Annotated in this window: 16 protein-coding genes; 10 read left to right on the top strand and 6 right to left on the bottom strand. The window is 65.3% G+C overall.

Annotated features, from left to right (window positions below; translation table 11 throughout):
- Window positions 1-74: 74 nt before the first annotated feature.
- Window positions 75-1,697 (top strand): benzoylformate decarboxylase, encoded by a 1,623-nt coding sequence (gene mdlC, locus JQ621_RS19645; protein ID WP_212236306.1) that lies wholly within the window; start codon window positions 75-77, stop codon window positions 1,695-1,697.
- 160 nt (window positions 1,698-1,857) lie between these two features.
- On the opposite strand, the gene JQ621_RS19640 is transcribed toward mdlC, so the two are convergent.
- Together JQ621_RS19640 and trhA are read right to left on the bottom strand one after the other, a co-directional pair.
- Complete coding sequence (locus tag JQ621_RS19640) at window positions 1,858-2,652, bottom strand: SDR family oxidoreductase (RefSeq protein ID WP_212236305.1); 795 nt, start codon at window positions 2,650-2,652, stop codon at window positions 1,858-1,860.
- A 73-nt stretch (window positions 2,653-2,725) separates the two neighbouring features.
- Window positions 2,726-3,421, bottom strand: coding sequence for a PAQR family membrane homeostasis protein TrhA (gene trhA, locus JQ621_RS19635; RefSeq protein WP_212236304.1), 696 nt, complete (start codon window positions 3,419-3,421; stop codon window positions 2,726-2,728).
- A gap of 174 nt (window positions 3,422-3,595) precedes the next feature.
- On the opposite strand from trhA, the gene JQ621_RS19630 reads away from it, so the two are divergent.
- Together JQ621_RS19630 and JQ621_RS19625 are read left to right on the top strand one after the other, a co-directional pair.
- The gene (locus tag JQ621_RS19630; protein WP_212236303.1) at window positions 3,596-5,065 is read left to right on the top strand and encodes a YcjX family GTP-binding protein; all 1,470 of its coding nucleotides are present in this window, start codon (window positions 3,596-3,598) and stop codon (window positions 5,063-5,065) included.
- Window positions 5,062-6,090: a YcjF family protein gene (locus tag JQ621_RS19625; RefSeq protein WP_212236302.1), complete on the top strand. Its 1,029-nt coding sequence runs from the start codon at window positions 5,062-5,064 to the stop codon at window positions 6,088-6,090. The genes JQ621_RS19630 and JQ621_RS19625 overlap by 4 nt, the downstream gene beginning before the upstream one ends.
- A 114-nt stretch (window positions 6,091-6,204) precedes the next feature.
- On the opposite strand, the gene JQ621_RS19620 is transcribed toward JQ621_RS19625, so the two are convergent.
- Window positions 6,205-7,770 carry a glycosyltransferase family 39 protein gene (locus JQ621_RS19620; protein ID WP_212236335.1) on the bottom strand — a complete coding sequence of 522 codons (1,566 nt, stop codon included), beginning with the start codon at window positions 7,768-7,770 and terminating at the stop codon, window positions 6,205-6,207.
- Window positions 7,771-8,132: 362 nt separating this feature from the next.
- On the opposite strand from JQ621_RS19620, the gene JQ621_RS19615 reads away from it, so the two are divergent.
- The 4 genes from JQ621_RS19615 to JQ621_RS19600 all read left to right on the top strand — a co-directional run bounded on the left by JQ621_RS19615 (window position 8,133) and on the right by JQ621_RS19600 (window position 12,113).
- On the top strand, window positions 8,133-9,869 hold the full coding sequence (locus tag JQ621_RS19615) for an adenylate/guanylate cyclase domain-containing protein (RefSeq protein ID WP_212236301.1): 1,737 nt from the start codon (window positions 8,133-8,135) through the stop codon (window positions 9,867-9,869).
- Between the two features lie 327 nt (window positions 9,870-10,196).
- The gene (gene sorA / locus JQ621_RS19610) at window positions 10,197-11,396 is read left to right on the top strand and encodes a SorA family sulfite dehydrogenase catalytic subunit (RefSeq protein ID WP_212236300.1); all 1,200 of its coding nucleotides are present in this window, start codon (window positions 10,197-10,199) and stop codon (window positions 11,394-11,396) included.
- Window positions 11,397-11,407: 11 nt separating this feature from the next.
- Window positions 11,408-11,716: a SorB family sulfite dehydrogenase c-type cytochrome subunit gene (gene sorB / locus JQ621_RS19605; RefSeq protein ID WP_212236299.1), complete on the top strand. Its 309-nt coding sequence runs from the start codon at window positions 11,408-11,410 to the stop codon at window positions 11,714-11,716.
- Window positions 11,717-11,912: 196 nt separating this feature from the next.
- Entirely contained in the window at window positions 11,913-12,113 is a 201-nt protein-coding gene (locus JQ621_RS19600; RefSeq protein ID WP_008134691.1) for a cold-shock protein, read from the top strand.
- A gap of 167 nt (window positions 12,114-12,280) precedes the next feature.
- Here the strand turns inward: JQ621_RS19600 and JQ621_RS19595 are convergent, their stop codons facing one another.
- Window positions 12,281-12,742 (bottom strand): Lrp/AsnC ligand binding domain-containing protein, encoded by a 462-nt coding sequence (locus JQ621_RS19595; protein WP_212236298.1) that lies wholly within the window; start codon window positions 12,740-12,742, stop codon window positions 12,281-12,283.
- Window positions 12,743-12,856: 114 nt separating this feature from the next.
- Between JQ621_RS19595 and putA the strand changes: the two genes are divergently transcribed.
- From putA to JQ621_RS19580, 3 genes are all read left to right on the top strand, one after another.
- On the top strand, window positions 12,857-15,868 hold the full coding sequence (putA, locus tag JQ621_RS19590; RefSeq protein ID WP_212236297.1) for a bifunctional proline dehydrogenase/L-glutamate gamma-semialdehyde dehydrogenase PutA: 3,012 nt from the start codon (window positions 12,857-12,859) through the stop codon (window positions 15,866-15,868).
- Window positions 15,869-16,161: 293 nt separating this feature from the next.
- Window positions 16,162-17,367: a CaiB/BaiF CoA transferase family protein gene (locus JQ621_RS19585; RefSeq protein WP_212236296.1), complete on the top strand. Its 1,206-nt coding sequence runs from the start codon at window positions 16,162-16,164 to the stop codon at window positions 17,365-17,367.
- A 201-nt stretch (window positions 17,368-17,568) separates the two neighbouring features.
- Window positions 17,569-18,216, top strand: coding sequence for a glutathione S-transferase family protein (locus JQ621_RS19580; protein ID WP_212236295.1), 648 nt, complete (start codon window positions 17,569-17,571; stop codon window positions 18,214-18,216).
- 125 nt (window positions 18,217-18,341) lie between these two features.
- Here JQ621_RS19580 and JQ621_RS19575 read toward each other — a convergent pair whose 3' ends face one another.
- Together JQ621_RS19575 and JQ621_RS19570 are read right to left on the bottom strand one after the other, a co-directional pair.
- A complete protein-coding gene (locus tag JQ621_RS19575; protein WP_212236294.1) occupies window positions 18,342-18,506 on the bottom strand; it encodes a hypothetical protein in 165 nt (54 codons plus the stop codon).
- Window positions 18,507-18,558: 52 nt separating this feature from the next.
- Window positions 18,559-20,097, bottom strand: a complete 1,539-nt coding sequence (locus JQ621_RS19570) for a hypothetical protein (protein WP_212236293.1) — start codon at window positions 20,095-20,097, stop codon at window positions 18,559-18,561.
- Window positions 20,098-20,165 lie beyond the last annotated feature (68 nt).

Genomic DNA, 20,165 nt, shown 5'->3' with positions numbered 1-20,165 from the left:
TGCTTCGTCGCAAGGGCTCCTCGCAATGACGGGGTGAGGCTGCTAGCATCAATAAACAACACGGGATGGAAACCATGTCGAAGAATGGCAAAGCCACGAGCAAGGCCATCACCGTCAAGCAGGCGACACTCGACCTGCTGCGCGCCTTCGGTATCAACAAGGTGTTCGGCAATCCCGGCTCGACCGAGCTGCCGTTCCTGAGCGACTGGCCCGACGACATCGATTATGTGCTGGCGTTGCAGGAAGCCTCAGCCGTCGGCATGGCCGACGGCTATGCGCAGGCGACGCGCAACGCCGGCTTCGTCAATCTGCATTCGGCGGCCGGGGTGGGCAATGCGCTCGGCAATATCTACACCGCGCATCGCAACCAGACCCCGCTGGTGATCACCGCAGGCCAGCAGGCACGCTCGATCCTGCCGCTTCAAGCGTTTTTGTATGCCGAGCGCGCCTCCGAGTTTCCGCGGCCCTATGTGAAATACAGCGTCGAGCCGGCGCGGGCCGAGGACGTGCCGGCCGCGATCGCGCGCGCCTATTACACCGCGATGCAGCCGCCCTGCGGGCCGACCTTCGTGTCGATCCCGATCGACGACTGGGCGCATGCGACCGCACCGGTCGAAGCGCGCAAGGTCAGCCGCGAGATCGGGCCTGAACCCGAGGCAATCAAGGCGCTGGTGGCCGCGCTGGGCGCGTCAAAACATCCGGCCCTCGTCGTCGGCCCCGGAGTCGATCGCGCGGGTGCCGTGGAGTTGATGGTGCGCGTTGCCGAGAAGGCCAAGGCAAGCGTCTGGGTCAGCCCGTTCTCGGCGCGCTGCTCGTTCCCCGAACGTCATCCGCAATTCGCGGGCTTCCTGCACGCCTCGCCGGCGCAACTCTCTGACGCACTGCGCGAGCACGACCTCGTCGTCGTCATCGGCGCGCCGGTGTTCACGTTCCATGTCGAGGGCCATGCCGCGATCTTTGACGGCGGCGCGACGATCTTCCAGATCACGGACGATCCCGATGCAGCGGCGGTCACGCCCGTCGGCACCAGCATCATCGCGACGATGAAGCCGGCGCTCAGCGCGTTGCTCGACATGCTCCCCGAGAGCAAGCGCGCGCCGCCAAAAGGCCGCACGCTGCCGCCGGCGCCGCAGGCGGCCGATCCGCTGCCGGTCGACTTCCTGCTGCATTCGCTGTCGAAGGCGATGCCCGATGGCGCGTCACTGGTCGAGGAAGTGCCTTCGCACCGGCCGGCCATGCAGAAATTCCTGCCGATGCGCGGGCAGGACAGTTTCTACACCATGGCGAGCGGCGGCCTCGGCTACGCGCTGCCCGCTGCGGTCGGCATGGCCCTTGGTAAGCCGAACAGCCGCACGGTGTGCCTGATCGGCGACGGCTCGGCGATGTATTCGATCCAGGCGCTGTGGACGGCAGCCCAACGCAAGCTGCCGCTGACCATCGTCGTCGTCAACAATTCCGGCTACGGCGCGATGCGCTCGTTCAGCCAGGTAATGCAGGTGCGCAACGTTCCGGGACTGGAATTGCCGGGGATCGATTTCGTCCGGCTCGCCGAAGGCATGGGCTGCCACGCGGTGCGAGTGAGCAGGGCCGCGGAGCTCGGCGAGGCGCTGAAGCGCGGGATGGCGCATGAAGGCACGAGTCTCGTCGAGGTCGTCGTGGATTCCGCGGTGCCGGTGCTCTACGGGCAGAAGCATTAGGGAACGCGCCTAGCCACATCGTCGTCCTGGCGAAAGCCAGGACCCATTGCCACGGCAGCCAATTTGGCGAAGGTTGGTAATGACGATCTCGCACCACGACTGCTCCTTGGGGTAATGGGTCCTGGCTTTCGCCAGGACGACATCGAGATTGTGCTTCCGCCTACTTCCCGAACTCCTCCCGCATCCTGGCCTGGATCTTCGCCATGCCGCCGATCCAGCGGTCGTAGTTCTCGGTCTTCTTGCGCATGTAGCCGAGCACCTGGGGGTGCGGCAGGATCAGGAAGCTTTCCTGCTCGAGACCGACAAGCACATCCTTCGCCACCTGCTCCGGTGTCAGATCGCCATCGCCGGATTGCGGGCCCTTCGGGATCGAGCGCAGCATGTTGGTGTCGACGCCCTGCGGGCAGAGGATCGAGACCTTGATATTGTGCGCCTTGTGCGAGATCGCGAGGTTTTCGGCAAAGCCCACCGCGGCGTGCTTCGTCGTCGAGTAAGCGGGACTGCCAACCTGCGACAGCAAGCCCGCGGCCGAGATGGTGTTGAGGAAATAGCCGCCGCCGCGCGCTTTCATGCGGGGCACGAGATGCCGCGCCGCATAGACATGCGCCATGACGTGAATGGCCCAGCTGCGCTGCCAGGGCTCGTCGGAGGCGCCGCCGGCATTGACCGACATCGGATCGAAGCCGCCGCCGATGCCGGCGTTGGAGCAGAACAGCTCGATCGGGCCGAACTGCCGCTCGGTCTCCTCGATGACGTGGCTGATGTCCTTTTCCTGCGCGACGTCGCATTTGAACGCCGCGCCATCGACCGTCGCAGCGACGGCCCGCGCGTTCGCGGCGTCCATGTCCGCAACCACGACCTTGGCAGCACCCGCCTTGTGAAAGGCCTCGCACAGCGCCTTGCCGATGCCGTTGGCGCCGCCCGTGACGACCACGACCTTGCCGGTCACCTGCATGCGACGTCTCCTCTTGTCTTGATGCCGCTCTTGTCTTGATGCCGCGCCGCCTATGCCGCTTCGCGGAACTTAGCTAGCTCAACACGAGGTCGAGCACCGCCGTATAATGGCATGCCGCGCCGGCCAAGACAAAACCGTGCCAGATCGCGTTCTGGAAACGCAACCGCCGCCAGGCGTGGAAGATCACGCCAAAGCTGTAGAGCAGACCGCCCGCCAGGATGAAGCCCAGTGCCAGCGAGGGTAGCGCCCTGACGACGGGTCCGTAGAGCATCACGCCGCTCCAGCCCATCGCAAGATAGATGCCGACGGCAACGCGATCGAACCGGCCGGGATAGCCGAGCTTCAGCACGATGCCGACGATCGCGACGCACCAGACGCAAACCAGCAGCGTCAGCGCAAACACGCTGTCCTTTACCTCCAGGATGAACGGCGTGTAGGTCGCGGCGATCAACAGGTAGATCGCCGAATGGTCAAACCGCCGCAGCAGCCACTTCACCGGCGACACCGGCCAGAGATTATAGGTCGCGGACAGCACCAGCATCGACAGCAACCCGGCGACATAGATCGATACGCCGAAAATGTCGGTCGCATCGGCATAGACGGCCGCCAGCACCACCAGCACGGTCGCGGCGATGATACCGGCGAGCACGCCGATCGCATGGACGATGCCGTCGGCGATCAGCTCGGCGCGGTCGTAGTTCCAGCCGATCGCATCGGCCGCGGCGTGGACCGAATGGGAGGCGAGCTGTTTCAACGTGAAGACAGGCATGGCGGTCCGAAAGCGACGATGAGGTCCAATATTGGTCTTTCGCAGTTAACGCGACGTTCAAGGGCTGGTTCGCCCAAGAAGGCGGTGGAAGTATGAAGCTTGATTTTCTTCATGCAGTTGCCACTTTTGTGAACAGTCGCCCGTTCAGCCCGCCCGAGATCCCCTAGCGTTCATATGGCATTCAGTTTCCAGGACATGGTCGAAGAGGCGCGCCTGTCGGCCCGGGCGCTGATCGACTATGGCGGGCACTTCTTCAACCCGACGGTGCGGCTTGGCGTCACCGGCCTGTCGCGGGCCGGCAAGACCGTATTCATCACCGCGCTGATCCACGGATTGACGCGCGGCGGCCGGTTTCCGGTGTTCGAGGCTTATTCATCGGGACGGATCGCGCGGGCCTCTCTGGCGCCGCAGCCGGACGATGCCGTGCCGCGCTTTTCCTATGAAAGCCATCTGCGCGCGCTGATCGAGGAGCGGCGCTGGCCGAGTTCGACCGTCGACATCAGCGAACTGCGCCTCGTCATCGACTATCAGCGCCAGAACGGCGCCGACCGCACCCTGACGCTCGACATCGTCGACTATCCCGGAGAGTGGCTGCTCGATCTGCCGCTGCTTCAGAAAAGCTACGCGCAATGGTCCGCCGAAAGCCTGGCGCTGTCGCGCGAGACGCCGCGCGCGCATCTTGCCGCCGAGTGGCACGCGCATCTTGCGACGCTGAAACCCGAAGCGCGCGAGGACGAGCAGGCAACGCTCGCGGCCGCAAAACTCTTCACGAGTTACTTGCGCGCCTGCCGCGACGAGCGGTTTGCGATGAGCCTGTTGCCGCCCGGCCGCTTCCTGATGCCGGGCAGCCTCGCCGACACGCCGGCGCTGACCTTCGCCCCGCTCGACGTGCCCGTCGGCAGACAGGCCCCGGAAGGATCGCTGTGGGCGATGATGGCGCGCCGGTTCGAAGCCTACAAGGACGTCGTGGTGAGGCCGTTCTTCCGGGATCATTTTGCCCGGCTCGATCGCCAGATCGTGCTGGCCGATGCGCTCGCCGCGTTCAATTCGGGCCCCGAGGCGCTGCACGATCTCGAGGCCGCGCTGTCAGGCATTCTCGATTGCTTCAACATCGGCCGCAGCACCTTCCTCTCCAGCATGTTCAGGCCACGCATCGACCGCATCCTGTTCGCGGCAACCAAGGCGGATCATCTGCATCATTCCAGCCATGACCGGCTGGAGGCCGTGCTGCGCCGCGCGGTGACCCGCGCCGTGGCGCGCGCGGAAGATACAGGCGCGCAGATCGACGTCGTCGCGCTCGCAGCCGTGCGCGCCACGCGCGAGGCGCAGGTTGCGCATGGCCGCGACAAATTGCCATCGATCCTTGGCACCCCGGCCGCGGGCGAAAGCGCCAACGGCGAGTTCTTCGACGGCAACACCGAGGTCGCGACCTTTCCAGGCGATCTGCCCATCGATCCCGAGCCGCTGTTCAACGGCAGCGACGCGTTCCGCGGATTGTCGACGCAAGCCGCGGAGAAGAGCGATTTCCGTTTCCTGCGCTTCCGACCGCCCAGGCTGGAGCGCGAAGGCACGGAAGAGCCCGCGCTGCCGCACATCCGACTTGACCGTGCCTTGCAGTTCCTGATCGGAGACAAGCTCGCATGAACGACCGATCGAAGCCACGGCGGCCGGCGACCTTCCGGCTGGATGATCCCGATGTCGTCGTCACCGAGGCCGACGAAGCGAGCCGGCTTGGCCGCGCGACCATCCAAATCACGCCGGAGCACGATCCTCAGGCGCTGCCCGTGCCCGTCGCGACCGCGCTCCCCGCGCGGCGCGGCTTTCCCTGGGGCGCGCTGTTCTGGTCCGGCCTCGCCGGACTGACGCTGCTCGGCATGGGACTTGGCGTGACCCAATTGATCGAGGATCTGTTCGCACGCAGCGAGAGCCTCGGCTTCGTCGGGCTCGCGCTCGCCTTCGTCACCGCGCTGGCGCTCGCGGTGATGACCGGACGCGAGGCGGTTGGCCTCGCACGGCTTGCGACCATCGAGAAGCTGCATCGGCGCGCCGCCGACGTGCTCGCCAGCGACGATCGCAAGGAGAGCCGCGCCGTCGTGCTGGACCTGATCGCGATCGCGCACCAGAACCCGCAGCTCGCGCGCGCCCGTGCCGCGCTCGAGAGCCACACCGGCGAGATCATCGACGGCGCCGACATGATCCGGCTCGCCGAGCGCGAGTTGATGTCGCCGCTGGATGCGGAGGCGCGGCGGCTGGTGTCGTCAGCGGCCCAGCGGGTGTCGATCGTCACCGCGGTGTCGCCGCGCGCGCTGTTCGACGTGCTGTTCGTGTTCGTGGTCTCGCTGCGCCTGATCCGCCAGCTGGCCCGGCTGTATGGCGGCCGGCCCGGCGCGCTCGGCATGATCCGCCTGCTCCGCCACGTCATCGCCCACCTCGCCATCACCGGCGGCCTCGCGGCGAGCGACAGCCTGGTGCAGCAGATGCTGGGGCACGGAATTGCGGCAAAGCTGTCGCAGCGGCTGGGTGAAGGCATGCTCAACGGACTGCTGACGGCGCGGCTGGGATTGGCCGCGATCGACGTCACAAGGCCGCTGCCGTTCGCAGCCCTGCCGCCGCCAAAGCTGTCGGACCTCGCGACGGATCTGCTGCGAAGGAAAGAGGACGAGGAGTAGCGCTCTTCTTACCCTCCCCTGGAGGGGGAGGGTCGGCTCACATTGAGCGCAGCGAAATGTGAGACGGGGTGGGGTGACGGCCCCTCCGCGTCCAACACTGCGCGCGTGGAGAGATCACCCCACCCCGCTCACGCTGCGCGCGATCGACCCTCCCCCTCCAGGGGAGGGTAAGAAGAAGTCTGCCGCTCTCATGCTGAACTCTCCCGCCAGCACCCGCCACTGGAACAGCGGCGAGTCCTTTGACGGCGAGAGCTCCGGGGTCCATCCGGTGAGTTTGTCGATCGTATAGATATCGATCAGGACACCGCGCCAGCGACGTTCAACCTGAGCCAATGGCAGGCGGGTCGCGGGGATCGAATTCCATAGAGGCGAGCGATCATCGGGCTGGCGACCGATATAGATTCCCGCCTGCCCCTTGATCCGGTCGATGCCGGGGTCGCGGAAATCCTGGAAGCGGCCGCGCTCGCTGATTTCGACCACTGGCACGCGGCCGCGGAACATCCAGCGCATCATGGCGTAGGTGCGGTAGTCCGTGGTCGCGATCCAGGTCGCACCGGTCTCATCGAGCGCGGCCTGTGCGCGCGCGGCAACCTGCTCAAAGCCGGCCTCGGCGCCGATCGGATCCATTTTACCGAGGAAATTCCAGGGCGCGGCCACGTAATAGAGGAACACGATCACGACGAAGGCGATGCCCGACACCAGTGCCGTATTCACCCAGAAGATGATCGAGCGGATCGTGCGCGCCGACCAGCCTTCTTTCGGCAGCATCGCCAGATTCACCGCGGCGGCAGCAAAGCCCACCGGCCACATGAACATCGGCCAGGTGTCGCCGACCCTGAGCGTCAGCGACTTGATGAAGAAATAAGCGAACGGCACCAGCACCGCCGTCGACAGCAGGATCGCAACCGGCTCGCGCTTGCGATAGCCGCGCCACGCCGTCATCACCAGCCCCGAGAGCACCACCGGCAGCATGACGAACCCGACCAGGCCGAATTGCAGGCCGAGATAGTCGCCGATGGTCCGCAGCGAGATGCCGTAATTGGCGGTGGCGCGCACGCCCTGGAAACGGAACGAGGCCCAATCGTGCTGCGCATTCCAGATCAGCACCGGCGAGAACACGGCGATCGCAATCAGTACCGCCAGATAAGGATAGGGGCTGCGCAACCAGCGCCAGCGCCAATCCGGCATCAGCAGGAACGCAGCGACCGCCGGCGCGAACATGATCGCTGTGAATTTCGAGAGCAGCGACAGGCCGGCGAACATGCCGGCCGCGAGCCACCAGCGGCCGTCCCCGCTTTGCGTCAGCCGCACCAGGGCCCACATCATCGCCACCGCGAACGGAATCATGGCGACGTCGGGCGCGACCTTGGCCATCAACAGGCCGTAGTAGAGCGCGGCCTCCGGCATCAGCACCGCAACCACGATCGCGCGCACATCATGGGTGAGGCGGCGGACGATGTCGGCGAGCAACAGCTGCGTCACCAGCATCGCGACAATGCCACCGAAGCGGACGCCAAGCACGGTGTCGCCGAAGATCGCGGTGCCGAAGCGGATCAGCCAGGCAATGCCGGGCGGATGATCGAGGAAGCTCAGCGCCGCCTCCTTCGACCAGGTCCAGTAATAGGCCTCGTCGGTCCGCAGCTCGATCGCGGAGGCGTAGACGGTGCGCAGCACCGTCATCGCGGCGATCACCAGCGCGGCCACGACGAGCGGCCGGCGCGAGGTGCCATCGGGCTTCACGGCGATGTCGGGAGCGATCGTCACGGCCGAGCTTTTCCCTGACTTGGGATGGGGAGTCAATGTGGGGGCTGGCGCGGTCGACGTCTGCCGTTCCGGACGGACTCGTAGGGTGGGCAAAGCGAAGCGTGCCCACCACCTAGGGGTGCGTGGGCACGGCGCAAGAGCGCCTTTGCCCACCCTACGATGCTGCGAATGCCTACCGTTACATAACCTTGCCGCGCATGTGATCGGAGAGGCCGTTCACGCGCGGAATTTAACTCTCTACTGGCTGTTCTCCTCAGTGAACTGGTACAACCCGAATCATGGCCGCGACCGCGCTTTCACGATTGCCCGAACTCGTCCGCTCGACCAGCGCGCGGCAGGTGCGGCTGGCCTGCGGCGTCATCCTGTTCTCTTACGTGGTCAGCCATTTCCTCAACCATGCGCTCGGCAACATCTCGGTCGATGCCATGCAGGTCGGGGTCACCTACCACATGGCGTTCTGGCAGTTCCTGCCCGTCGCCATCGTGTTCTACACCGCCGCGCTGACCCACATGGGGCTCGGCGTCTATGCGCTGTACCAGCGCCGCCAGTTCCGCTGGCGGACGATCGAGCCGCTGCAGCTGGTGCTGGGCCTGAGCATCCCTGCGCTGGTGATGGCGCATGTGATCGGCGTGCGGCTCGGCCAGACGCTGTACGGGCATGAGAAGCTGTACCCGCAGGAGCTCTATCTGTTTTTCGTCGCCGCGCCCGGCCGGCTCTGGACGATGACGATCCTGCTGATCGTCGCCTGGGTGCACGGTTGCATCGGCCTCTATTTCTGGCTCAGGCTCAAACCGTTCTTCGTCCGCGCGGCGCCGTATCTGCTGGCGGCCGCCGTGCTGATCCCGACGCTGGCGCTGCTCGGCATCTACCAGGGTGGCCGCAGTGTCGCCGCCGACAGTGAGGACGGAGATTGGCGCAAGCAAAACTACACGCAGCGCGAGGTCGGCACGTTCAAACAGGCCGACACGCTCGACCGCATCGCCGGCGGACTGACGATCGGTTATTTCGGCTTGCTGGGACTGACGCTGCTTGCGCGCGGCGTGCGCGGTTGGCGCGAGCGGCGCGGTGGCATGATCGTGCTGTCCTACGGCAACGGCAAGACGGTGCGCGTACCCAAGGGTCTCTCGGTGCTGGAAGCCAGCCTGCGCCACAACGTGCCGCATGCCAGCGTCTGCGGCGGCCGCGCCCGCTGCTCGACCTGCCGAATCCGCATCATCGGCGATCATGGCGCCTTGCCCGAACCGACGCAACGCGAGGCCTTCGTGCTGGCCCGCGTCGGCAGCGCCGATCCGTCGATCCGCCTCGCCTGCCAGCTGCGGCCGACCTCGGACCTCTCCTTCTTCCAGCTGTTCATGCCGCAGATGCTGTCAGCCAACGCGCAGGCGTCGTCGCCGGCGCGGATCGGCCAGGAGCGCTATCTCGTCAGCCTGTTCGTCGACATGCGCGGCTCGACCCAGCTCGCCGAGAAACGCCTGCCTTTCGACACCGTCTTCATCGTCAATCGCTTCCTGGGTGCGGTGTCACAGGCCGTGATCGAGAACGGCGGCCAGCCGAACCAGTTCGTCGGTGACGGCATGCTGGCCTTGTTCGGCCTCAGCAGCGATCCGCACACCGCCTGCCGGCAGGCGCTCCAGGCCGTCGCTGGCATCGCGACCCATGTGGACGAGCTCAACGAGCTCCTGAGCCACGATCTGCACCAGCCGATCCGCTTCGGCATCGGCGTCCATGGCGGCGAGGTCATCATCGGCGACATCGGCTATCGCGACCATATCGTCTTCACCGCGCTCGGCGACGCCGTGAACGTCGCCGCCCGGCTCCAGGACATGACCAAGACGCTTGCCTGCGAGGCGATCGTCTCCGAGGAAGTCCGGCGCACCGCCGGGCTTCACGAGGACGCGCTGCCGAAGCAGGAGGTCGCGATCCGCGGCCGCGACGAGCCGATGGTCGTGCGCGTGGTTGCGGACACGAGGCAGTTGTCCGCCCTCCTCGCCAGCGGCGAGCGCGTCGCGGCTTGATTCTTCACCTCTCCCCGCTTGCGGGGAGAGGTCGGAATGCGCGCGCAGCGCGGATTCCGGGTGAGGGGGACTCTCCACGAATCTAAATCTCACCTCCCCCGCGGAGACTCCCCCTCACCCCGACCCCGCCCCGCAAGCGGGGCGAGGGAGCAGACTGGCGCTGCGACAACCACTCGACTCTCATCTCGCGTGACACCCCCTGCTGCAGCGCAGCGGCATGGGCTTGCTGCGAAAGCACGAATTGACTTCATATGAGTCGTTGCGACAGATGGGCGCAGGATCGCGGTGATGAGCGCGAGCCAACGGAAAGCTCCGGGAGGAGACGAGATGTTCGACCGACGCGACCTGCTCAAAGGAGCGGGCCTTGCCGCACTTGCGGCTACACTGAATTCCACCAAGGCACTGGCTCTCGACACCGTCACGCTTCCGTTCGCCAATGGCGAGCGGCCGCTGGTGAAATATCCGCAGAAGCGGCCGATGATTGGCTTGACCAGCCGGCCGCCGCAGCTCGAGACGCCATTTGCGGTGTTCAACGACGGCCCGATCACGCCGAACAACGCGTTCTTCGTGCGCTATCACCTCGCCGGCCTGCCCTATGATCTCGACCCTGACAAGTTCACGCTCGAAATCAAGGGCAAGGTCGACAAGCCGCTGAAGCTGTCGCTGAAGGACATCCGCAAGATGAAGGCGACCGAGATCGTCGCCGTCAACCAATGCTCCGGCAACAGCCGCGGCTTCTCCGAGCCGCGCGTCGCCGGCGGCCAACTCGCCAATGGCGCGATGGGCAATGCCCGCTGGCGCGGCGTGCCGCTGAAGACCGTGCTCGAGATGGCCGGCGTGCAGGCCGGCGCCAGGCAAGTGGTGTTCGCCGGCATGGATGGCCCGGTGATCGACAAGACGCCCGACTTCGCCAAGGCGCTCGACCTCGCTCACGCCACCGACGGCGAGGTGATGCTGGCCTATGGCATGAATGGCGAGGACCTGCCGTTCCTCAACGGCTTCCCGCTGCGCCTGGTCGTGCCCGGCTATTACGGCACCTACTGGGTCAAGCACCTCAACGAGATCACCGTCATCGACAGCGTCTATGACGGCTTCTGGATGAAGGGCGCCTACCGGATTCCCGATACGCCTGATAACTCGGTCGAGCCCGGCACCACGCCAAAGGCGACGATCCCGATCAACCGCTTCACCATCCGCTCCTTCATCACCAGCGTGGCCGATGGCGCCAAGCTGAAGGCGGGGCGTGCGACGCTGCGCGGCATCGCCTTCGACAGCGGCAGGGGCATCAAGGACGTGTCGGTCTCCACCGACGGCGGCAAGACCTGGGCCTCAGCCAAGCTCGGCAAGGATCTCGGCAACTACTCATTCCGCGAATGGAAGCTGCCGGTGAAGCTTGCCGCGGGCGAGGTCGAGCTCAGGGTGCGCGCCACCAGCAATTCCGGCGAGACGCAGCCGGAGACGCCACGCTGGAACCCGGCGGGTTATTTGCGCAACGTCGTCGAAACCGTCCGCGTCAGCGTGGCCTGAGGAGCATGATCATGCAGCGCACCGTTCTTCTCGCCACGACGCTTGCCGTTGTCACAATCGTGGGTTCGGCCCTTGCCGCGCCGGTCGATTACAAGACGCCGGATGAGGTCGCAGCCTTCAAACCCGGGCCTAATCTCGAGGTGGTGCAAGGCAATTGCGCCGCCTGCCACTCGTCCGATTACATCGCTACGCAGCCGCCGATGAAGGACAAGAAATCGTTCTGGCAGGCCGAAGTGACCAAGATGATCAAGGTCTATGGCGCGCCGATCGACGATGCCGACGTCGGCAAGATCGTGGATTACCTGGCCGCGACCTACTGACGGCCTCAAGCTCAATTGACCGCGAAACGGGCAAATCAGGCGAAAACGCCGCGAAGTTGAGCGAATTTCTGCGAAATGCGGATGTGGTTTGATCTACCAAGCCCGCCACAATCCGCGTATCCTATAGGACCGAACCGGCCGGTTGGCGGGGACTGGCGGTTCGCGATCTCGGAGGAAGACCCGCGGAGAAGTCGTGATGGCTAAAGGTACGGTCAAGTGGTTCAACCCGACCAAGGGTTATGGATTTATCCAGCCTGCGTCGGGCGGCAAGGATGTGTTCGTGCATATCTCGGCAGTGCAGAAAGCCGGCCTGTCCTCGCTCAACGAGGGGCAGACGGTTGAATACGAAGAGATCGCAAACCGGGGCAAGACCTCCGCAGAGAACCTCAAAGTATAAGCCGCCAGCTTTCGCTGCCTCCCGGATTGTCCGGGAGTGAGGCCAAGAAAATTTCAGAAGACGATCCGTGCATTCGACGACAGGCGTTTCGACTGCACACGGAAGGCTATTTGCCTGGAAAGATCGCCAATCGACGCCGCAGCAATGACAATCGCGACCGCATGTGGTCAGCCCACCGGCAACGGTGCGTCGCGCTTGATCTCCTCCATCACCGCATAGGTGCGCGTCTCGCGCACCCCCGGCATCGACAGCAAAGTCTCGCCGAGGAAACGCCGATATGCGGACATGTCGGCAAGCCGCGCCTTCACCAGATAGTCGAAGCCGCCTGCAACCATGTGACACTCCAGCACTTCGGGCGCGAGTTTGACCGCGCGCGCAAAGCGCTCGAAAATGTCAGGCGTGGTCTTGTCGAGCAGAACCTCGACGAACACCAGAAGACCCAGCCCAAGCCGGTGCGGATTGAGCCGCGCGCCATAGCCTTCGACAAAGCCCTCGCGCTGCAGGCGCTTCAGCCGCTCGCCGATCGAGGTCGGGGAGAGGCCGATGCGCTCGGCGAGCTCGACATTCGCGATTCGCCCATCGTCCTGCAAAATCGAGAGGATTCTCCGGTCAATTCGATCAAGTTCCATATTTTATTTGGCCAATCAGCGACTGAACTTCATTTTCTAAGGCAAAATGGCTAACTTGTCTATCGAACTACGGTCTTGCGGGTTTTATCCTGGACTTCAGCAACAGGACACGCCATGCCGAACATCCCACCGCCGTTCTCCGCGCCCTACGCGCCTGACGATGCCGACACCGCTGCGCGGCTCTTCCCATCGTCACACCTCGCCCCGCCGCAGGAGGCGCGGATCGACCGTACTGCGACGCGGCTGATCGAGGCGATCCGCAAGCGGGACGACCGGCTTGCAGGAAATCTTGGCGGGGTCGAGGACATGCTGCGCGAGTTCGCGCTCTCGACCAAGGAGGGCCTCGCGCTGATGGTACTGGCAGAGGCGCTGCTGCGGGTGCCCGATGCACGCACAGCCGACCAGTTCATCGAGGACAAGCTCGGCGAGGGCGACTTCATCCATCACGAGACCAAATCCACGGCGTTCCTGGTCAACGCCTCGGCCTGGGCGCTCGGCCTGTCCGCGCGGGTGATCCAGCCTGGCGAGACCCCCGACGGCACCATCGGCCGGCTGGTAAAGCGTTTGGGTGCCCCGGCCGTGCGCACCGCCACGCGCCAGGCGATGCGGCTGATGGGCAATCATTTCGTGCTGGGCGAGACCATCGAGCAGGCGCTGGACCGCGGCAAGCCGCGCTCCGGTCAGAAGCTGCGCTACTCCTTCGACATGCTCGGCGAAGGCGCGCGCACCGCGGCCGACGCCAAGCGATACTTCGACGCCTATGCGAGCGCGATCGAAACGATCGGCAGGGCCGCCGGCAACCACCCCCTGCCCGACCGGCCCGGCATCTCCGTCAAGCTCTCGGCGCTGCATCCGCGCTTCGAGGCGATCAGCCGCGATCGCGTGATGGCAGAGCTCGTGCCGCAATTGCTGGACCTCGCCCGGCGCGCCAGGGCCTATGACCTCAATTTCACCGTCGATGCCGAGGAAGCCGACCGGCTGGAGCTGTCGCTCGACGTGATCGCGGCGACACTCGCCGATCCCTCGCTCGCCGGCTGGGACGGCTTCGGGCTTGCGATCCAGGCCTATCAGAAGCGCGCCGGCGCGGTGATCGATTACATCCACGAACTGGCGCGTGCGCACGACCGCAAGCTGATGGTGCGGCTGGTCAAGGGCGCTTACTGGGACACCGAGATCAAGCGCGCGCAGGAGCGCGGGCTCGACGGCTACCCGGTGTTCACGCGCAAGGCGATGACCGATCTGAACTACGTCGCCTGCGCCTCGACGCTGCTTGCGTTGCGGCCCCGCATCTTCCCGCAATTCGCGACCCACAACGCGCTCACCGTCGCGAGCGTGCTGGAGCTCGCCGGCGACAGCTCCGGCTTCGAATTCCAGCGGCTGCATGGCATGGGCGAAGCGCTCTACGAGCAGCTCGCCAAGGATCATCCTGACATCGCCTACCGCACCTACGCGCCGGTCGGCAGCCACCGCGATCTGCTCGCCTATCTCGTTCGGCGCCTGCTGGAGAACGGCGCCAATTCGTCGTTCGTGGCGCAGGCGGCCGACTATCGTGTGCCGGTGCCGGCACTGCTGAAGCGTCCGGTCGATCTCATCGTTCGTCCCGATCATGCGCATCACGCCAGGATCCCGCTGCCGGGTGACCTCTTTGCGCCGGAGCGGCACAATTCACGCGGCATCGAGTTTGGCGAGCGCGCGGCGCTCGAGCGGTTGCTCGCCGACGTCAAGGCGGCGGCGCCCGACCTCAAGCCGGTCCCTGACGCAACGCCGGAGCAGGCGGGCGCAGCGATCGCCGCGGCGCGCGCGGGCTTTGCCGGATGGAGCCGGACGCAGGCCGCGACACGCGCCGCGGCGCTGGAGCAGGCCGCGCATCTCTTGGAAAGCCGGGGCGCGCATTTCCTTGCGCTGCTGCAGACCGAGGGCGGCAAGACGCTGGACGACGCGCTCTCCGAGCTGCGCGAAGCCGCCGATTTCTGCCGCTACTACGCGGCCCAGGGACGAAAACTGTTCGGCCATGCGGCCGCGATGCCGGGCCCGACCGGCGAGAGCAACGCGCTCGCCATGCGCGGCCGCGGCGTGTTCGTCGCGATCTCGCCGTGGAATTTTCCGCTGGCGATTTTCCTCGGCCAGGTCACCGCGGCGCTGATGGCCGGCAACAGCGTCGTTGCAAAGCCCGCCGAGCAGACGCCGCGCATCGCGCGCGAGGCTGTCGCGCTGCTGTACGAGGCCGGCATCCCCACGAGCGCGCTGCATCTCGTCACCGGCGACGGCCGCATCGGTGCCGCGCTGACCGCACACGCCGATATCGCCGGAATCGTCTTCACCGGTTCAACCGAGGTCGCGCGTCACATCAACCGGACGCTCGCCGCCAAGGATGGGCCGATCGTGCCGCTGATCGCGGAGACCGGCGGCATCAATGCCATGATCGCCGATGCGACCGCGCTGCCCGAACAGGTCGCCGACGACGTCGTCACCTCGGCGTTCCGCTCCGCAGGCCAGCGCTGCTCGGCGCTGCGGCTGCTGTTCGTGCAGGAGGATGTCGCCGACCGCATGATCGAGATGATCGCTGGCGCGGCGCGCGAATTGAAGATCGGCGATCCCAGCGATGTTGCGACCCATGTCGGGCCCGTCATCGACGCCGAGGCCAAGCAGCGCCTCGACACGCATGTTGCGCGAATGAAGAGCGAGGCACGGTTGCACTTCGCAGGCATCGCGCCGGAGGGCTGCTTTGTCGCGCCGCACATTTTCGAGCTGAGGGATGCCGGCCAGCTCACCGAGGAGGTGTTCGGCCCGATCCTGCATGTGGTGCGCTACCGGGCCGAAACGCTCGAGCGCGTGCTGCAATCCATCGAGCGCACGGGCTATGGCCTGACGCTCGGAATCCATTCCCGCATCGACGATACGGTGGAGGCCATCATCGACCGCGTCCAGGTCGGCAACATCTACGTCAACCGCAACATGATCGGCGCGGTCGTCGGCGTGCAGCCGTTCGGCGGCAACGGCCTGTCCGGAACCGGCCCCAAGGCCGGCGGCCCGCATTATCTCGCGCGCTTCGCCACCGAGCAGACCGTGACGATCAACACGGCCGCGGCCGGCGGCAACGCCGCGTTGCTGGCGGGAGAGGAATAAGGCTGTCTGGATTTGAATCTCACAGCATCGCGACAGCACTTCCGTCATCCTGAGGTGCGAGCGGTGCGATGCGGAGCATCGCGCCGGGAGCCTCGAAGGATGAACGGCCCCGATGCAGCCGGGCCGTCGCCCTTCGAGGCTCGCCGAAGAGGCGAGCACCTCAGGGTGACGGATTAGAGCCCTGCGCCTGGCGCCGTTGCATCCAGGTGAAACATCGGTCTAATGCTGCCATGACCTGGCCCGCGCCAATTCCAGCGCGCGGGAAACAACAAGAGCGAGGGAGCAACGCCGCGATGGAAAAGGGCATTTTTGCAGGGCTCAAGGTTCTCGATTGCGCGAGCTTCATCGCGGCGCCCGCGGCTGCGACCGTGCTGTCCGATTTCGGCGCCGACGTCATCAAGATCGAGCCGCCCGGCGCCGGCGATCCCTACCGCAATCTGCCCAACCTGCCCGGCTATCCCACCGGCGAGCACAATTTCGCCTGGCTGCTCGAGGCCCGCAACAAGAAGAGCCTGGCGCTCGACCTCTCCAAGCCCGAGGCGCAGGCCGTGCTCTACAGGCTGGTGGAGGAAGCCGACGTCTTCATCACCAACATGCCGCCGCCCGTGCGCACCAAGCTTGGCATCACCTATGACCACCTCGCCCATCTCAACGACCGGCTGATCTACGCCTCGTTCACCGGCTATGGCGAGAAGGGCGAGGAAGCCAACAAGCCCGGCTTCGACAGCAACGCCTATTGGGCGCGCTCCGGCCTGATGGATCTCGTCCGCGCCGATACCGACACAACGCCCGCCCGCTCGGTCGCCGGCATGGGCGACCATCCCTGCGCCATGGCGCTGTACGGCGCGATCGTCACCGCGCTCTACCAGCGCGAGAAGACCGGAAAAGGCTCGCATGTCGCCTCCAATTTGATGGCCAACGGCGTCTGGGCGGCGAGCGTGCTGGCGCAGGCCAAGCTCTGCGGCGCCAAGTTCGGCGAACGGCGGCCGCGCGAGCGCGCGCTCAATGCGGTCGCCAACCACTACCAGTGCAAGGACGGCCGCTGGCTGATCCTGTCGCTGCTGAGCGAGGAGAAGCAGTGGCCGACGCTCGCCAAGTGCCTGGGCCGCGAGGACCTGATCAACGATCCGCGCTTCGCCACCAAGCCCGACCGCCACGCCCGCTCGATCGAGCTGATCAAGATCTTCGACGAGACCTTCGCCACCAGGGATCTCGCCGAATGGCGCAAGATCCTCGACGGCAACGGGCTGGTGTTCGGCATCGTCGGCATTCTGGACGACATCCCGAACGACAAGCAGATGCTCGACAACGAGGTGCTGGTGCCGTTCGAGAACGACACCATGCTCACCATCAACTCTCCGATCTGGATCGACGGCACCAAGAAGGTGCAGCCGCGCAAGCCGCCCGGCGTCGGCGAGCACAGTGACGAGGTTTTGCGCGGCGCGGGATACGACGAAGCCGCGATCAAGCAGCTGCGCGCGAATGGGGCGGTGGGGTAAGGGACGCTGCGGCGCCCGCCACATACTCCGCCGTCGTCCCGGCGAAGGCCGGGACCCATATTCCAGAGTGCGAGTCGTCGCACGAAACTGGTCACTCCGAGTCTTCGCCAAACCACGTTCGGTGGTTATGGATCCCGGCCTCCGCCGGGACGACGCTGAGGTGATAACTTGTCTCCACAACTAGCTGCCGCATGAGGTCCCATGCCCCTCTATCGCCTGCACTACTTCCCTGAATCCGGCAACAGCTACAAGCTGGCGCTGATGCTGACGCTTTGCGGCGAGACGTTCGAGCCCGTCTGGACCGACTTTGGCGGCGGCGTCACGCGCACGGCGGAGTGGCGCAAAGCCGTCAACGAGATGGGCGAAATTCCGGTGCTCGAGATCGATGGCGTTAAGATGACGCAGACCGCGCCGCTGCTGCTCAGGCTCGCAGAACAATACGGCCGCTTCGGCGCCGAGACGGAAGCGGAAAAATTCGAGCTGCTGCGCTGGCTGTTCTGGGACAACCACAAGCTCACCGGCTACATGGCGACCTATCGCTTCATGCGCGCCTTCACCGAAAGGAACGATCCGCAGGTGCTGAAACATTTCCGCCGTCGGCTCGAGGACTTCCTCGGCATTCTCGACGGCCACCTCCAGCACAATACGTTTGCGATCGGCGCCAGGCCGACCGTCGCCGACATCTCGATGATGGCTTACCTGCACTATCCGAGCGACGAGCACGGCTTTGATTTCGCGGCGAGCCATCCCGCCATCCACGCCTGGCTCGGCCGCATGGCCGCGCTGCCGGGCTGGAAGCCGGCGTATGAACTGCTTCCGGGACAGCGGATGACGATTTACGCGAAGTGAGGGCGCGGACACTTAACCCACAGTGCCGTCATGGCCGGACTTGTCCCGGCCATCCACGACCTTGAGCGCGGATATGAGAACGTGGATGCCCGGGACAAGCCCGGGCATGACGAAGGAAAGCCCAGCTACCTCAGCGCCAGCCAGCCGAGCGTGAACAGGATGCCGCCGATGATGACGACGGCCGCGATCGCGGAGGCGCTGACGCGGAGGCTGCCGGCAGCCTGCTTGGCTTCTTCGTTCTGCGCGATCTGGCGATTGCGCTCCTTGTTGGCGTCGCTGGTATCCGTCATGGGTCATCCAAATCGCTTGTTGGCTGACGCATGATCTCCAGGGGATCATGCGCTAGCGCGTCTTGATGAAGCACATGCCAATGCGGTTTGAAGCGGCCGCAGCCTGACAGGTGAGACCTTTAGCACAGGTCCATGACGTAAAACTCTTGTCGGCCGTTCCCGATCCCTCAGCTTGCAGAGAACAATGCGCGCCCCAGCCGTCCTGATATTCGGTGCCGGCGAGCTCTCGGGCCCCGCGGGTCTGCGGTCGGCTGGCAAATCCGCGTGAAAAATCAGGGTTTTTGCCGGCAGCAAACGTGGTCAGGATGTCGCGGCGGCGGAGCTGGTCACCAAAGAAATGCGGCGAGGCCGGAACGATATTGGAGTTCGACGCCTTGTCCGTCAGCCAGTCCACGCCCGGAAAATGAAAACCACCGATGCCGCGGGTCTGGTGACACCCCGAGCAGGTGACGTCATTGAGGCGGCGCTGGAAGCCCGCGGCCGATCGGATGTTCTCCATGGTGATGCCGCGCGCGGCCGCCTGTTTGAGCGCCCCGACGACATCGTCATCGGTGAAGACGGGGGCGCCCTTGCCTTCACCCTGCATCATTCCGAATTCCGGCTGCATCGTCGAAGCATCGAGACCCGCAGGGGTCGGTGCCACGGCGGCCTTGGCGAGATATTGCTCGGGGATCAGCACAGTGCCGCGATCGAACTTTCGCAAATTTGCAGGCGCAAGCAGCCAGGCCTTGAAGTCGCGCCGGAGCGCGTCATCGGCCAGGATACGGTCGCGGTCGATCTGGTTCTCCAGCGTCGATTCCACGAAAACCTTGTCGGCCGCGTCGTATTTGAACACCTTGAGAAGATAGTCGGAGCGGAAATCGTGCAGCGCCGACTTGGGTGAAATCGAGATCTGGATGTTGGTCTCGATACGGTCGATCATCGCATCGTAAGGCGCAGTGCGGCTGCCGATCAGTCCCTGCCAGTCGCCATTGCCAAGCCAGCGACGTGCCACCTCGGCGCAGGTGATGGGCTTGCCGCTCGCATCGATCTGGCGTGCATCGCGCGCTTTCATCACGAGGTTGAAGGTCATCGGCAGGCGCGTCGCGGTGCTGCCGCCATCCTGTTTTTGCTCGAACCGCGCCAGGCGATAGATCAGCCTGACCTCGCCGCAGGATTCCTCGGACACATAGGCACGGTCCATGCGGTTGACGATGCCGGCCAGCACGAAACGCGTGTTGGCGGACTTCAGGCTGGCCCGATCGAACAGCTCGACATCGAACCCTTCGCCAACGCCGATGGTCTCGCTCGGTGAAGTCTGCTGGTGCCGCGCGATGTAGCGATCGAACTCCGCATCGATCGCCGGCGGAATGTCCTTGAGCTGCGGCAGCGATGCGAACAGCTGATCGCTCGTCAGCGGAACAGTCGCGTTCCGCTCCGGCTGCAACAAGCGCGGAATCGACAGCGCATCGCTCTGGTCAAGCTTGCGCAGGAGATCGGGGTCGGTGATCGCGGTGCCGCGTACGAGCGGCGTAGTCTCTGCCGCCGAGAGCGACATGACGCTGCCGAACATTATGGTGGCAGCCAGGAAAATTCGCAGCGCGCGGCTCATGCCTCCACTAACACCGCACGCCTTGTTCTATTCAAGCAAAAAGGCGCTTCACGCGGTGGTGAAGCGCC

It is taken from the genome of Bradyrhizobium manausense (genome assembly GCF_018129685.1).
GTDB lineage: Bacteria > Pseudomonadota > Alphaproteobacteria > Rhizobiales > Xanthobacteraceae > Bradyrhizobium > Bradyrhizobium manausense_D.
This window is presented reverse-complemented; position numbering and strand designations above follow the sequence as displayed.

Bases quoted from the DNA above. Each gene is read 5' to 3' on its own strand.
- JQ621_RS19585 (WP_212236296.1), top strand. From the start codon at position 16,162: ATGGAAAAGGGCATTTTTGCAGGGCTCAAGGTTCTCGATTGCGCGAGC.
- JQ621_RS19570 (WP_212236293.1), bottom strand. From the start codon at position 20,097: ATGAGCCGCGCGCTGCGAATTTTCCTGGCTGCCACCATAATGTTCGGC.
- JQ621_RS19600 (WP_008134691.1), top strand. From the start codon at position 11,913: ATGGCTAAAGGTACGGTCAAGTGGTTCAACCCGACCAAGGGTTATGGA.
- putA (WP_212236297.1), top strand. From the start codon at position 12,857: ATGCCGAACATCCCACCGCCGTTCTCCGCGCCCTACGCGCCTGACGAT.
- JQ621_RS19580 (WP_212236295.1), top strand. From the start codon at position 17,569: ATGCCCCTCTATCGCCTGCACTACTTCCCTGAATCCGGCAACAGCTAC.
- JQ621_RS19630 (WP_212236303.1), top strand. From the start codon at position 3,596: ATGGCATTCAGTTTCCAGGACATGGTCGAAGAGGCGCGCCTGTCGGCC.
- JQ621_RS19575 (WP_212236294.1), bottom strand. From the start codon at position 18,506: ATGACGGATACCAGCGACGCCAACAAGGAGCGCAATCGCCAGATCGCG.
- JQ621_RS19625 (WP_212236302.1), top strand. From the start codon at position 5,062: ATGAACGACCGATCGAAGCCACGGCGGCCGGCGACCTTCCGGCTGGAT.
- sorA (WP_212236300.1), top strand. From the start codon at position 10,197: ATGTTCGACCGACGCGACCTGCTCAAAGGAGCGGGCCTTGCCGCACTT.
- JQ621_RS19640 (WP_212236305.1), bottom strand. From the start codon at position 2,652: ATGCAGGTGACCGGCAAGGTCGTGGTCGTCACGGGCGGCGCCAACGGC.
- JQ621_RS19620 (WP_212236335.1), bottom strand. From the start codon at position 7,770: ATGACGGTGCTGCGCACCGTCTACGCCTCCGCGATCGAGCTGCGGACC.
- sorB (WP_212236299.1), top strand. From the start codon at position 11,408: ATGCAGCGCACCGTTCTTCTCGCCACGACGCTTGCCGTTGTCACAATC.
- JQ621_RS19595 (WP_212236298.1), bottom strand. From the start codon at position 12,742: ATGGAACTTGATCGAATTGACCGGAGAATCCTCTCGATTTTGCAGGAC.
- JQ621_RS19615 (WP_212236301.1), top strand. From the start codon at position 8,133: ATGGCCGCGACCGCGCTTTCACGATTGCCCGAACTCGTCCGCTCGACC.
- mdlC (WP_212236306.1), top strand. From the start codon at position 75: ATGTCGAAGAATGGCAAAGCCACGAGCAAGGCCATCACCGTCAAGCAG.
- trhA (WP_212236304.1), bottom strand. From the start codon at position 3,421: ATGCCTGTCTTCACGTTGAAACAGCTCGCCTCCCATTCGGTCCACGCC.